At 58.8% G+C, this 13624-nt stretch carries 10 protein-coding genes; 7 read left to right on the top strand and 3 right to left on the bottom strand.

Going from position 1 to position 13624, the window contains the following annotated elements:
* Positions 1–57: 57 nt before the first annotated feature.
* The gene (gene cybB / locus CWR52_RS01510; protein ID WP_104948617.1) at positions 58–588 is read right to left on the bottom strand and encodes a cytochrome b561; all 531 of its coding nucleotides are present in this window, start codon (positions 586–588) and stop codon (positions 58–60) included.
* Between the two features lie 189 nt (positions 589–777).
* Here cybB and gap point away from each other — a divergent pair, with 189 nt between their 5' ends.
* Positions 778–1779 (top strand): type I glyceraldehyde-3-phosphate dehydrogenase, encoded by a 1002-nt coding sequence (gene gap / locus CWR52_RS01515; protein ID WP_024908382.1) that lies wholly within the window; start codon positions 778–780, stop codon positions 1777–1779.
* Between the two features lie 408 nt (positions 1780–2187).
* Here the strand turns inward: gap and CWR52_RS01520 are convergent, their stop codons facing one another.
* Positions 2188–2988: a YdcF family protein gene (locus CWR52_RS01520; protein WP_104948618.1), complete on the bottom strand. Its 801-nt coding sequence runs from the start codon at positions 2986–2988 to the stop codon at positions 2188–2190.
* A gap of 203 nt (positions 2989–3191) precedes the next feature.
* Between CWR52_RS01520 and CWR52_RS01525 the strand changes: the two genes are divergently transcribed.
* From CWR52_RS01525 to CWR52_RS01540, 4 genes are all read left to right on the top strand, one after another.
* The gene (locus CWR52_RS01525) at positions 3192–4844 is read left to right on the top strand and encodes an MFS transporter (RefSeq protein WP_104948619.1); all 1653 of its coding nucleotides are present in this window, start codon (positions 3192–3194) and stop codon (positions 4842–4844) included.
* Positions 4845–4866: 22 nt separating this feature from the next.
* Complete coding sequence (locus CWR52_RS01530; RefSeq protein ID WP_047746356.1) at positions 4867–5946, top strand: HlyD family secretion protein; 1080 nt, start codon at positions 4867–4869, stop codon at positions 5944–5946.
* On the top strand, positions 5946–7325 hold the full coding sequence (locus CWR52_RS01535) for an efflux transporter outer membrane subunit (RefSeq protein ID WP_104948620.1): 1380 nt from the start codon (positions 5946–5948) through the stop codon (positions 7323–7325). Before CWR52_RS01530 ends, CWR52_RS01535 begins: the two co-directional genes overlap by 1 nt.
* A 76-nt stretch (positions 7326–7401) precedes the next feature.
* On the top strand, positions 7402–8061 hold the full coding sequence (locus tag CWR52_RS01540; RefSeq protein ID WP_104948621.1) for an O-methyltransferase: 660 nt from the start codon (positions 7402–7404) through the stop codon (positions 8059–8061).
* Between the two features lie 69 nt (positions 8062–8130).
* Here the strand turns inward: CWR52_RS01540 and hrpA are convergent, their stop codons facing one another.
* On the bottom strand, positions 8131–12033 hold the full coding sequence (hrpA, locus tag CWR52_RS01545) for an ATP-dependent RNA helicase HrpA (RefSeq protein WP_104948622.1): 3903 nt from the start codon (positions 12031–12033) through the stop codon (positions 8131–8133).
* Positions 12034–12238: 205 nt separating this feature from the next.
* On the opposite strand from hrpA, the gene azoR reads away from it, so the two are divergent.
* Both azoR and CWR52_RS01555 read left to right on the top strand, forming a co-directional pair.
* Complete coding sequence (azoR, locus tag CWR52_RS01550; RefSeq protein ID WP_008502313.1) at positions 12239–12844, top strand: FMN-dependent NADH-azoreductase; 606 nt, start codon at positions 12239–12241, stop codon at positions 12842–12844.
* A gap of 90 nt (positions 12845–12934) precedes the next feature.
* Positions 12935–13621, top strand: coding sequence for an RluA family pseudouridine synthase (locus CWR52_RS01555; RefSeq protein ID WP_104948623.1), 687 nt, complete (start codon positions 12935–12937; stop codon positions 13619–13621).
* The last annotated feature ends 3 nt before the right edge of the window (positions 13622–13624 follow it).

Genomic DNA, 13624 nt, shown 5'->3' on the forward strand with positions numbered 1-13624 from the left:
CTACGATTCAGAGCCGTTTGTAGGCCCGTGCAAGCGAAGCGCCGCCGGGCGAGAAGACTACGAACGCTTTTTCGGCATCATGCGCAGAAGAGTATTATCTTTCCAGAAATAGTGATGCATCAGCGCCGCCGCCGCGTGCAGGCCAATCACAAAATAGCCCAGATTTGCCAGTGTCTCGTGCCACTCTTTCAGCACATCTACCAGGTCAAAATTGGACTCCGCCGCATGCGGCATCGCCAGACCAAAGGCAAACCAGTCGCTGCCCCGGTTATACATCATCACAATGCCAATCAGCGGCAGCGCAATAAACAGCAGATACACCACCAGATGCCCCAGATGAGACAGCCCCGTCACCATTGCTTTTGGCTTCGGTTGAATCGGCGGCGCGCGGAATTTCAGGCGAACCAGCAGACGCGTCACCATCAGCACCAGGATACTGATACCGCATGAGACGTGGATCATATTGATCGCTGGGCGCGCGGTGCGCGGGAAGAAACCTTTGAACTCCATGGCGCAGTAAGCGACGATGATTAACAGAAACACCAGCCAGTGGATGCCAATTTGCAGGCTTGTATATTTAGTGCGCATGTGATTTCTCGATTAAAAACAGTTACCGCGCCAACATAATCTCCTTTCCTTAAAAATTCATTAACTTTTCTGTATGGTTTTTCAAATACATCCTCCCGCATGAAGCATCTTCAATTGCCGCCCTGCCCGTGATGGTCTAAGCCTGGATGAGTTCAAACTGTCACATCGACACGTTTACAGGAGAACACCATGAGTAAAATTGGCATTAACGGTTTTGGACGTATTGGCCGCCTTGTACTTCGTCGCCTTCTTGAAACCCAGGACAGTAATACCGTCGTCGCCATCAACGACCTCACCTCCCCCAAAGTGCTGGCCTACCTGCTCAGGCACGATTCCAACTACGGTGGCTTCCCGTGGAGCGTGGATTTCACGGAGGATGCGCTGATTGTTGATGGTAAAACCATAGCGGTCTATGCCGAAAAAGAGGCAAAGCACATTCCGTGGAAAACCGCCGGTGTGGATATCGTCGTGGAGTGCACCGGTTTTTATACCTCTGAAGAAAAATCACGGGCGCACCTGGACGCGGGCGCGAAGAAAGTGCTCATCTCCGCACCTGCGGGTGACATGAAAACCATCGTCTACAGCGTGAATGACGACACCATTGACGCGGGTGATACCATCATCTCCGTCGCCTCCTGCACCACCAACTGCCTTGCCCCGCTGGCGAAAGCCCTGAACGATGCGTTTGAAATAAAAGTGGGCACCATGACCACCATTCACGCCTATACCGGTACGCAGGCGCTGGTGGATGGCCCGCGCGGGAAAGATCTTCGCGCCTCGCGGGCGGCGGCAGAGAATATCATTCCGCATACCACCGGCGCCGCCAAAGCCATTGGTCTGGTGATCCCTGCGCTCAGCGGCAAGCTGAAGGGCCACGCGCAGCGCGTGCCGGTTAAAACGGGCTCCGTTACCGAACTGGTGGCCATTCTGGGCAAGAAAGTGACCGTTGAGGAGATCAACGCCGCGCTGAAAAAGGCGACGCAGGGCAATAAATCGTTCGGGTATACCGATGAAGAGATCGTGTCGTCAGATGTGATTGGTTCACATTATGGTTCAGTGTTTGACGCCACGCAGACGGAGGTGTCAGAAGCGGGAGACCTTCAGCTGGTGAAAGCCGTTGCCTGGTATGACAACGAGTATGGGTTTGTGACGCAGCTGGTGCGGACGCTGGATAAGTTTGCGGCGCTGTGATTTTTTTCTTTATTCAAGGCTAATATGAGCTGTGAACCATCCCCTCTCCCTATGGGAGAGGGTTAGGGTGAGGGGAACATACGGCTCTGGTGGTCATTCCGTTCACGTTATGTTCCTTGCTACTCTGTAACGACATGACCGGTGAACGTGCCAGGGTGGCTCAATCGCCACCACCCTGCCGACCCAGGCTTCCGGCGGTAAATCGCCGCTTTGCGGTACCCTCAGCTTATTCCTTCAGGCTATCGGGTCGGGCATGAGCCTGCATCCCTGCAGGCCACGCCCTCTCGGCGCATCCCTGCGCCTCGCCCCGGCCTTACGGAAACGCTTCGGCGATTTACAGCCGGACCAGGGTGTCGCTGTAAGCCAAATGTTATTCTGAAGCGGTTGTTATTGCTTCTAATTACGTCCCTAAAGCGAGCGCCTGGACAACGCATCCGTCAGGACAGGATCCTGCTGTAGCTGTTTCCACGCGGCAGTCACCGCCTCCGGAAAGGCAACGTGGGCGATAAAATCCCGCCCGGCCGGGCCATAGCCGTTGGCGTCATCATACAGGCGCGGCAGTTCCCCCATAACCAGTGAAAGGTAACGGTCAACGGGCCACAGGCCGGTGTTGCCCTCACTGAATTCCACACCTTCGTTACCGTTTTGCAGCGTCGGCGTAAACCCAGGATGGCTGACCCACTGCGGCGATACGGGCTCATCCCGACAAACGCGGGCAAACGTCGCCATCGTGCGGCGCTGCATCGTCGGATCCTGCACCACCAGCACCCGTCCGGTCGTTCGATGGCGCTGTTTCAGCATGTTCCAGCTAAAGCGCGCGTTTTCACCGCAGTTGGTGGAGCGATCCTCAACCCACAGCTGCGCCTCGGGGATCTGCCAGAACGCCCGCGCAATGTCGGCAAGAATGCTCGCTTCAGCCCGCCCTGTGACCGGTACGGTGTGGTAACGTGGATGATTGCCAATGGCGGTATATAAAAAGGGGGTCGAATGGCCGATGCCACCGCTAATCAGAAGCGGTACATCTCTCTTCGCGGCAATTCGACATGCCGCCTCAATGGTCGGGATCACCGCGTTCCCTGCCAGGATCACCGCATCGACGTCCAGGTGCTGGCGGCTGCCGCTCAGGTCATCCTGCGCCAGCCATTCACCGACAGTATTGATGGCCGCCAGCGTGGCATCCGGCAGGATGGGAAAATGGGTCTGTTCCATGATGAACTCCTTCTCTGTATCCCTTCAGGGTAGCGACTTAAGGTTCTCAACACAACGGCGACATCGGGCCGCTCTTTTTCCTTAAATTTCCCTTCACCATTTGATTAACATGCGTAAATCATATTCACTTGAATTATCATTTGCGGCAGACGTAGAATCGCTAGCCCGCTAATTATTCAATCATTTCTAAGGTAAACGACGTTATGCGCCTGCCCGAACGCGACCCTTATGCTCCTCGCGAGTGGCAGCCACATGAGAAACCCGCCCTGCTGGGTTCGCCCTCCACGCCCGAACACAGTACGCCAAAACGCATTGCCTATGGCGTCGTTGGGCTGCTGGTTTGCCTGACGGGGGCGCTGGGCAATGCGGTGGTGACCGCCAACCTGCAAAATTTGCAGGGGACTTTCGGGGCCTGGTCCACCGAAATCGCCTGGCTGCCCGCGGTCTATGTGATGACCAACATCTCCATCAACCTGCTGCTGGTGAAATTCCGCCAGCAGTACGGCCTGCGCGCCTTTACGGAAGGTTTTCTGGTGCTGTACGTGCTGGTGACCTTTTTCCACCTGTTCGTAAACGATCTCAGCTCGGCGCTGATGGTTCGCGCCGCGCACGGCATGGTGGCCGCCGCGCTCAGCTCGCTGGGGATTTACTATCAGATCCAGGCCTGGCCGGCGAAGCACCGCCTCAAGGCGCTGACCATCGGCATCACCGGATCGTCACTCGCCATCCCGCTGGCCCGCCTGTTTTCGACCGAGTTGCTGCAGCTGGACGAGTGGCGCGGGCTCTATTTCTTCGAGCTGGGGCTGGCGCTGATCTCCCTGGCCTGCGTGATAGCCTTAAAACTGCCGCCGGGCGACCGGCGCAAGGTCTTCGAGAAAAAAGACTTTATCACCTTTTTTTTACTGGCTCCCGGAATGGCGCTGCTCTGCGCCGTGCTCTCTTTAGGCCGTCTGGACTGGTGGTTCGAGGCGCCGTGGATCGGCTGGTCGCTGGCGCTATCGCTGGTGCTGATTGTCGCTGCCATCGTCTTTGAACATAACCGCGCCAACCCGCTGCTGAACACCCGCTGGCTGTCGAGCGGCAGCATAGTCCGCCTGGGGCTAATTATGCTGCTGATCCGCATCGTGCTGGCCGAGCAAAACACCGGCGTCATCGGCTGGCTGCAGTACGTGGGCTTACAGAACGAGCAGATGACGCACCTGGCGTGGTCTATTTTCGCCGGGATCGTCTGCGGGATTGTCACCAGCTGTCTCACCATCAAGCCGACGAAACTGGCGTGGCCAATCATCACGTCTCTGGCGCTGATGATTGTTGCCTCGCTGCTGGACAGCCAGTCCAATAACCTGACCCGCCCGGATCAGCTGATGGTCAGCCAGTTCCTGCTGGGCTTCGGCAGCGCCTTCTTCCTGGCGCCCGCTATGCTGGCCGCCATTGGCGGGGTGATCGCCGACCCGCGTAACCTGGTCAGCTTCTCGGTGATGTTTGGCATGAGCCAGAACCTCGGCGGCCTGCTGGGTTCCGCGATCCTCGGCACCTTCCAGACCTGGCGCGAGAAGTACCACTCCAGCCTGCTGGCGGACCAGCTCACCACGCTTAACCCGCTGGTCAACGAGCGCATTCAGCTTTATACCCAGATGTATAAAAGCCTGATCGGTGACAGTTCGCTGTTGGGGACCCAGGCGATAACGCAGCTGCAAACGGTCACCGCCCTTGAGGCAAACATTCTGGCTTACAACGATACTTATCTTCTGACGGCGAGCATCGCTGCCGCCACGCTGGTCTGGATTTTATGGCGCTTGCTGCGCCTGCGCATCACTGCCCGTCTGGCGCTGAAGAACGCCACCGGCAACAAATAATTGAAATACTTCTGGAGAGTTTATGAGTCAGCAGGATGCCGCCAAAGAGCAGGCCAACACCCGCAAAAATGTGCGCATTGTTTCCGTTTTCACCGCCGCCGCCATCGGTATCGTCGGCGTGCTGGTGATCCTTTATGCGTGGCAGCTGCCGCCGTTCACCCGTCACGCGCAGTTTACCGATAACGCCTACGTGCGCGGCCAGACGACGTTTATCAGCCCGCAGGTGAACGGCTATATCACCGAGGTGAAGGTTCAGGACTTTGAGCAGGTCAAAAAAGGCGACCTGCTGCTGCAGATTGATGACCGTATCTACCGTCAGCGCGTGCACCAGGCCGAGGCGCAGCTGGCGATGAAAATTGCCGCCCTGAATAACAACCTGCAGCAGCGTAAAAGCGCCGAAGCAACGATCGCCAAAAATGACGCGGCGCTGAAAAATGCCCGCGCCCAGAGCCTGAAAAGCCAGGCGGATTTAAAGCGGGTGAAAGAGCTGACATCTGACGGCTCGCTTTCCATTCGCGAGCGCGACGCGGCGCTGGCCAGTGCCGCCCAGGGCAGCGCCGATATCGACCAGGCCAAAGCCGCGCTTGAGATGTCGCGTCAGGATCTGCAGACGGTGATTGTGAACCGCGGTGCGCTGGAAGCGGATGTTGAAAACGCTAAAGCAGCGCTGGAGTTGGCGCAGATTGACCTGCAAAATACCCGCATTGTGGCGCCGCGTGACGGTCAGCTCGGCCAGATCGCCGTGCGCCTCGGGGCCTACGTGACCGCCGGAACCCATCTCACCACCCTGGTGCCGCCGCAGCACTGGGTCATCGCCAATATTAAAGAGACCCAGCTCGCGGAGCTGCGCGTCGGTCAGCCGGTGAAATTCACGGTAGATGCCCTGAACAATAAAGCGTATCAGGGCCGCGTGGAGAGCATCTCCCCGGCAACCGGCGTGGAGTTCAGCGCCATCACGCCGGATAACGCCACCGGCAACTTTGTCAAAATTGCCCAGCGTATTCCGGTGCGCATTGAGGTGCTCGGTAAGCCAGAAGATTCCGCGCTGCTGCGTCCGGGTATGTCGGTACAGGTGACCATTGATACGCGGGAGGCGAAGTAATGCTCCTTCGCCCGATAGCCGCGCTGGTGACGGCGGTCATGCTGGCCGGATGCCAGTCCGTTGACGTGAAACCGGCGCAGCCGACGCTGCACATCCCCACCCAGTGGCGCACCGTCTCCGGCCCTGCCAGCCCGACGGAGCAGCTCTGGTGGCGTAATTTCCATGACAACCATCTCAACCGCTATGTGGACCAGGCGCTGCAGAATAACAGCGACGTGCTGATCGCCCGCGAACGGATAAACGAGTATCAGGCGCGGGTCTATGCGGCCGACGGTAGCCTGTTTCCCTCGCTTGACGCGGGCGTAACCGGGACGCGCGCCCGTTCACAATCCGCCGCGACCGGGCTGCCGGTTTACGGCACGCTGTACAGAGGGAGCCTGACGGCGAGCTATGACGTGGATATCTGGGGCGTCAACCGCAGCACCTCGCGCGCTGCCGAAGCCTCGCTGGCGGCGCAAAAAGCCGCCGCCGCGGCCGCGGATTTGACCGTCGCGTCTTCCGTTGCATCCGGCTATGTCACCCTGCTCTCGCTTGACGAACAGCTGCGCGTGACGGAGTCCACGCTGAAATCGCGCGAGGAGGCATTTAACCTCGCGAAACGTCAGTTTGAAACGGGCTACAGCTCGCGTCTGGAGTTGATGCAGTCGGATTCCGAACTGCGCTCAACGCGGGCGCAGGTGCCCGTGCTGCAGCATCAGATCGCACAGCAGGAGAATGCCCTGAGCCTGCTGCTGGGAAGCAACCCGGGCGACGTGGCGCGCAGCGAAAGCTTTGCGGCGCTGACGCCGCTGACGCTGCCGTCGCAGCTGCCTTCTACGCTCCTGAACCGCCGCCCGGATATCGTCCAGGCCGAACGCCAGCTGGTGGCGGCGGATGCCTCGCTCGCGGCGTCGCGCGCCAGCCTGCTGCCGTCGTTCAACCTGACCGCCAGCGGATCGGTTCAGGATCGCACCCTATCCGGCCTGCTGGACAACCCGCTTCAGCTCTGGAGTGTCGGGGGCAGTATTCTCGCCCCGCTGCTGAACCGCCAGGCGCTGAATGCGCAGGTAGACATTTCCCAGTCCCAGCGTAACCAGGCGCTGTACGCCTATGAAAAAACCGTGCGTAACGCGTTTGCCGAAGTGAACAACAGCCTTGATGCGATAAGTCGCTATCAGGAACAGCTGACGGAGCTGCTTGCCCAGCAGGAGGTGGCCCAGGAGACGCTGCGCATTGCGCAGAACCGCAATCGCAACGGCTACTCCTCCTATCTGGACGTGCTGGACGCGCAGCGCACGCTGTACTCGGTTCAGACCAGCGTGGTGCAGGTGAAAAATAACCTGCTGCTGGCGCAGATTGATTTGTATAAAGCGCTGGGCGGCGGCTGGAAGAGTGCATGAACCCGGCTTGCGCGCTGATGCCCTCACCCCGACCCTCTCCCACAGGGAGAGGGAGAAAAATCCAAGGAGTCAATCTATGCAACAACAATGGTCTGCAGTTGATAATTTCATGATTTCTTCGCTTATTCATGACGATGACGTACTGAGCCAGGTACTGGAAAACAACAAACGCGCCGGGCTACCCGAACACGATGTCGCGGCCAATCAGGGGCAGTTGCTGGCACTGTTCGTGCGCATGACGCAGGCAAGACGCATTCTTGAGATTGGGACGCTGGGTGGCTACAGCTCAATCTGGATGGCGCGCGCGCTGCCGCCGGACGGTAAGCTGATTACGCTTGAGGCCGACCCGACGCATGCCGGGGTTGCCCGCCAGAATATTCACCTCGCGGGGCTAGACGAACGTATTGAATTAATTGAAGGCCCGGCGCTGAGCTCGCTGGAGAATTTCGGCGAGGTTCCGCCGTTCGACCTGATCTTTATTGATGCCGATAAGCCGAACAATCCCGGCTATCTGGAATGGGCGCTGCACTACTCCCGCCCCGGTACGGTAATTATCGGCGATAACGTGGTCCGTGATGGCGAAGTCATTAACGGCCAAAGCGACGACGCGCGCGTGCTGGGCGTGCGTCGGTTTATTGAAATGACTGGAGATAATCCGCGCTTAACCGCCACCGCGCTGCAAACGGTGGGGGTTAAGGGATGGGATGGGTTTACGCTGGCGATTGTGAATGGGTGAAAATTTTGCGGCCTGGTGCCCTCACCCCAACCCTCTCCCACGGGAGAGGGAGAAAAACGGGCAAGGGTTTTAACCGGAAATCTGCTCCATCGCCTGCAAAATACGCTTATCCGAAATCGGATACGGCGTACCGAGCTGCTGGGCAAAGAAGCTGACGCGCAGCTCCTCGATCATCCAGCGGATCGCCTGCACGTCTTCATCGTCGCGACGCGCTGGCGGCAGCTTGTTGAGCCACTGCTGCCACGCCTGCTGCACGCTCTCCACTTTCAACATCTGCGCGCGATCGCGGTGCGGATCGACCGCCATTTTCTCCAGGCGTTTTTCAATGGCCTGCAGATAGCGCAGCGTATCGCCCAGACGGTTGAAGCCGTTGCCGGTGACAAAGCCGCGGTAAACCAGCCCCGCCATCTGCGCCTTCACGTCCGACAGCCCCAGCGCCATGGTCATATCCACGCGCCCCTTCAGGCGCTTATTGATGTTGAACACGGCAGTGAGGATCTGCTCGACCTGTTTGGCAATCTCCACCACGGTGTCGTTCAGCTCCGCACGCACCTTCTCGTGAAGCTGAGCAAAGCCCTCTTCCGTCCAGACCGGGCCGCCCGCTTCGTGGATCAGTTTGTCCACGCCGCAGGAGATGCAGTCGTCAATCAGATCCAGCACCTTGCCGTACGGGTTAAAGTAGAGCCCCAGCTTGGCCTTGTTCGGCAGCTTCTCGTGCAGATACTTGATCGGCGACGGGATGTTGAGCAGCAGCAGGCGGCGCAGCCCGCGCCACATCATCTGCTGCTGTTCCTGCGGGTTATCAAACAGTTTGATCGCCACGCTGTCGCGCTCGTCCACCAGCGCAGGCCAGGCTTTCACCTTATAGTTGCCGCGCTTCTGCTCGTAGCTTTCCGGAAGCTGACCAAAGCTCCAGATGTGCAGCCCGCTCTGCTCGATGCCGTCGTCGGCCACCGCAGAGAGCGTCTCCTGGACTTTGCCTTTCAGCGCCTCTTTCAGCTCGCTCAGGGAACGCCCTTCCAGCAGCTTTTTATTTTTATCGTCCACCACGCGGAAGCTGATTTTCAGGTGATCGGGCACCTGATCCCAGTTCCAGTCATCGCGGTCGATGGTTGTTCCGGTCATGCGGCGGAACTCGCGCTCCAGCGCGTCCAGCAGCGGCAGCTCCAGCGGCGTGACGCGGCCCAAAAATGCTTCCGCATAGTTCGGCGCAGGCACAAAGTTGCGGCGCACCGGTTTCGGCAGGGATTTGATCAGCGCGATCACCAGTTCGCGGCGCAGGCCGGGGATTTGCCACTCGAACCCGCTCTCGTCAACCTGGTTTAACAGCGGCAGCGGAATGTGGACGGTCACGCCGTCCGCGTCTGCCCCCGGCTCAAACTGATAGGTCAGACGCAGCTTGAGGTTGCCCTGATGCCAGAAGTTCGGGTAGTCGAGCTTGCTGACCGACTCCGCGCCCTCTTTAATCAGCATGCTCTTTTCAAAGTTGAGCAGGTCCGGCGTCTCTTTGCTGGCCTTCTTCCACCAGCTGTCAAAATGGCGGGCGGAGATGGCGTCGTGGCTGATGCGCTGGTCGTAAAACTCGAACAGCGCTTCATCATCCACCAGAATGTCGCGGCGGCGCGATTTATGCTCCAGCTCTTCCACTTCAGCACGCAGCTTCAGGTTTTCACGGAAGAAGGCGTGCCGCGTCTGCCAGTCGCCCTCCACCAGCGCGTGGCGGATAAACAGCTCGCGGCACAGGGCCGGATCGATCTGACTGTAGTTGACCTTACGCGCGGCGACCACCGGCAGGCCGTAAACGGTCACTTTTTCGGTCGCCATCACCGCGCCCTGCGCGCGCTCCCAGTGCGGTTCACTGTACGAGCGCTTAAGCAGATGCTGCGCCACCGGCTCCACCCATTCCGGATCGATACGTGCGGCAATGCGCCCCCACAGGCGGCTGGTTTCCACCAGCTCAGCGACCATGGTCCATTTCGGCGGCTTCCTGAACAAGCCGGAACCGGGGAAGATGGAGAAACGGGCGTTACGCGCGCCGGTATACTCCTGCTTCTCGGCGTCCTTCATCCCAATGTGGGACAGCAGGCCGGTCAGCAGCGCGATATGAATTTCGCGGTACTCCGCCGGTTCGCTGTTGACCGGAATGCCCAGCTCTTTCACCACCTGGCGCAGCTGGGTGTAGATATCCTGCCACTCGCGCACGCGCAGGTAGTTGAGGAAATCCACGCGGCACTGGCGGCGGAACTGGTTCGAGGAGAGCGCTTTCTGCTGCTCGCCGAGATAGTTCCACAGGTTCACAAAGGCGAGGAAATCGGACTCTTTGTCGTGGAAGCGACGGTGCTTTTCGTCCGACGCCTGCTGTTTGTCCATCGGACGCTCGCGCGGATCCTGAATGGAGAGCGCCGAGGTAATGATCATCGCCTCGCGCACGCAGCCGTGCTTTTGCGCTTCCAGCACCATGCGTGCCAGACGCGGGTCGACCGGCAGCTGGCTGAGCTGGCGACCCAGCGGCGTCAGTTTGTAGACCGTCGCCTGCTCGTCGGTGGTGATCGCCCCGAGCTCTTCCAGCAGACGCACGCCGTCCTGGATGTTGCGTTTGTCCGGCGCTTCGACGAACGGAAACGCCGCGATGTCGCCCAGCCCCAGGGCGGTCATCTGCAGGATAACGGACGCCAGGTTGGTGCGCAGAATTTCCGGGTCGGTAAATTCCGGGCGCGACAGGAAATCGTCTTCGGAATAGAGACGAATACAGATCCCTTCCGACACGCGGCCGCAGCGGCCTTTACGCTGGTTAGCAGACGCCTGGGAGACCGGCTCAATCGGCAGCCGCTGGACCTTGGTACGGTAGCTGTAGCGGCTGATGCGCGCCGTACCCGGATCGATCACATACTTAATGCCCGGCACGGTCAGCGAGGTTTCCGCCACGTTGGTCGCCAGGACGATGCGGCGTCCGCTGTGCGGCTGGAAGACGCGGTTCTGTTCGCTGTTGGACAGGCGGGCATACAGCGGCAGGATCTCGGTGTGGCGCAGGTCGCGCTTGCTGAGCGCATCGGCGGTATCGCGAATTTCGCGCTCGCCGCTCATGAAGATCAGAATGTCGCCCGCGCTTTCGTTACCCAACTCGTCAACGGCATCGAAGATGGCTTGCAGCTGATCGCGCTCGGTATCGTCCGCCTCTTCAACAATCGGGCGATAGCGCACCTCGACCGGATAGGTACGACCAGAGACTTCGATAATCGGCGCATTGTTGAAGTGCTTCGAGAAGCGCTCCGGGTCGATGGTCGCGGAGGTGATGATCACTTTCAGATCCGGGCGACGCGGCAGCAGCTCTTTCAGGTAGCCGAGCAGGAAGTCGATGTTCAGGCTGCGCTCGTGCGCTTCGTCAATGATGATGGTGTCATACTGCATCAGCAGGCGATCCTGCTGGATTTCCGCCAGCAGAATACCGTCGGTCATCAGTTTGACCATGGTGTTATCGCTAACGTGATCGCTGAAACGGACCTTGTAGCCGATGCAGCCGCCCGGCTCCGTCTGCAGCTCTTCGGCAATACGGTTGGCAACGGTGCGCGCCGCCAGTCGACGCGGCTGGGTGTGGCCAATCAGGCCTTTGATCCCACGGCCCAGCTCCATACAGATTTTCGGCAGCTGGGTGGTTTTCCCCGAACCGGTTTCACCCGCCACAATCACCACCTGGTGGTCGCGGACGGCCTCAAGAATGTCCTGTTTCTTCTGGCTGACGGGCAGGTTTTCCGGGTAGGTAATCGCCGGGCGCGCAGCTTCGCGCAGCACAACCTTCCCTGCTGCCTGTTCAATCTCTTTCGCCATCTCCTGGTAAATGGCCTGTTGTGCATCAGGATTTTTAACCTTCTTCACACCGTGCAGGCGGCGGGCAAAGCGCTGTTTGTCGCGCAGCGTCAGAGAATCGAGCTGTTGCAGGAGCATCGGGAAGGTGAATTTTTGTTGTTCTGTCATAGCGTTAAAGGGCAGTACACGCCCTGATAAACTCTCTTTTTAATGATTGCTATAGAGTACCACACTGACGCCTTTCGCGCCTTATTCAAAAAATTCGAACATAGGCTTCGATATATTGCGCTATCTCTGTGGCAGGATTGTGAATAGAGTGTCAACAAGCAACGGGGCAACCCCCTTCAATCAAATGCAACAACAGGAATCACCCATGAGCAAAGTATTAGTTTTGAAATCCAGCATTCTGGCAGGGTACTCTCAGTCTGGTCAGCTGTCTGATTACTTCGTTGAACAGTGGCGTGAACAGCATTCTGCTGACGAAATCACCGTGCGTGACCTGGCTGCAAACCCCATTCCTGTGCTGGACGGTGAGCTGGTTGGCGCGCTGCGCCCAAGCGATGCACCGCTGTCTCCGCGTCAGCAGGAAGCGCTGGCCCTGTCCGACGAACTGATTGCTGAGCTGCAGGCGCACGACGTTATTGTCATCAACGCCCCAATGTACAACTTCAACATCCCAACCCAGCTGAAGAACTACTTCGACCTGGTAGCGCGCGCTGGCGTAACCTTCCGTTACACCGAGAACGGCCCGGAAGGTCTGGTGAAAGGCAAGCGTGCGATCGTACTGACCAGCCGTGGCGGTATCCATAAAGACACCCCAACCGACCTGGTTGCGCCGTACCTGAGCCTGTTCCTGGGCTTCATCGGCATCACAGACGTGAACTTCGTGTTCGCGGAAGGTATCGCTTACGGTCCTGAAGTGGCGACCAAAGCGCAGACCGACGCGAAAGCCGCCATCGACAGCCTGGTTGCAGCGTAAGACTTCACCCTCTCACCGCCCGGTGGGAGGGTTTTTCTTTTCCCCCGCATTTCGTTATCATCCGCTCCCACTCTCCATCCGGGCGGCCTGATGTCTGCGATTATTGATTCTTTTATTGCCCCACCATGTCACGATGACATTCAGATCCTCTGGCAGGATGAACATCTGCTGCTGATCGACAAGCCTTCCGGCCTACTCAGCCTCTCGGGCAAAAATCCGCAAAACCTTGATTCCGTCCATTATCGTCTGGTTCAGACGTTCCCGGGCTGCACGCTAGTGCACCGTCTGGATTTTGGTACGTCCGGGCTGATGGTGGTTGCGCGCAATAAAGCCATTAACGCGGCACTGTGCCATCAGTTTATCCAGCGCAGCGTGGAGAAAGTCTACAGCGCCTTGCTTTGCGGCCACGTGGAAAATGATGAAGGGGTTATTGATGCGCCGATAGCCAAAGACCCGGCGCTGTTCCCGCTGATGTCGATCTGCGCCATCACCGGGAAACCCGCCCGTTCCCGCTACCAGGTTGTGGAACGGTTTTATCAGGGGGCGGGATTACCGTTAACGCGCGTGAAACTGATCCCGGAGACCGGGCGAACCCATCAGCTGCGTATTCACTGCCAGCAACTGGGGCATCCGATTCTGGGTTGCGACCTGTATGGCGGTCTTGACGTGCCGGGTGCTGAAGACGCGCCCCGGATGATGCTGCATGCCAGCGAGCTGCATTTTATTCATCCCGTGAGCGGCGAGCCGGTTAACGCCCGTCACGCCGCCCCGTTCTGAACG

The organism is Enterobacter sp. SGAir0187 (assembly GCF_002952735.2).
GTDB classification, from domain to species: Bacteria; Pseudomonadota; Gammaproteobacteria; order Enterobacterales; family Enterobacteriaceae; genus Enterobacter; species Enterobacter quasiroggenkampii.

What these genes read in the sequence shown, in the direction of transcription:
- CWR52_RS01555 (WP_104948623.1), top strand. Translation starts at nt 12,935, where the DNA reads ATGTCTGCGATTATTGATTCTTTTATTGCCCCACCATGTCACGATGAC.
- cybB (WP_104948617.1), bottom strand. Translation starts at nt 588, where the DNA reads ATGCGCACTAAATATACAAGCCTGCAAATTGGCATCCACTGGCTGGTG.
- CWR52_RS01540 (WP_104948621.1), top strand. Translation starts at nt 7,402, where the DNA reads ATGCAACAACAATGGTCTGCAGTTGATAATTTCATGATTTCTTCGCTT.
- CWR52_RS01530 (WP_047746356.1), top strand. Translation starts at nt 4,867, where the DNA reads ATGAGTCAGCAGGATGCCGCCAAAGAGCAGGCCAACACCCGCAAAAAT.
- CWR52_RS01535 (WP_104948620.1), top strand. Translation starts at nt 5,946, where the DNA reads ATGCTCCTTCGCCCGATAGCCGCGCTGGTGACGGCGGTCATGCTGGCC.
- CWR52_RS01525 (WP_104948619.1), top strand. Translation starts at nt 3,192, where the DNA reads ATGCGCCTGCCCGAACGCGACCCTTATGCTCCTCGCGAGTGGCAGCCA.
- azoR (WP_008502313.1), top strand. Translation starts at nt 12,239, where the DNA reads ATGAGCAAAGTATTAGTTTTGAAATCCAGCATTCTGGCAGGGTACTCT.
- CWR52_RS01520 (WP_104948618.1), bottom strand. Translation starts at nt 2,988, where the DNA reads ATGGAACAGACCCATTTTCCCATCCTGCCGGATGCCACGCTGGCGGCC.
- gap (WP_024908382.1), top strand. Translation starts at nt 778, where the DNA reads ATGAGTAAAATTGGCATTAACGGTTTTGGACGTATTGGCCGCCTTGTA.
- hrpA (WP_104948622.1), bottom strand. Translation starts at nt 12,033, where the DNA reads ATGACAGAACAACAAAAATTCACCTTCCCGATGCTCCTGCAACAGCTC.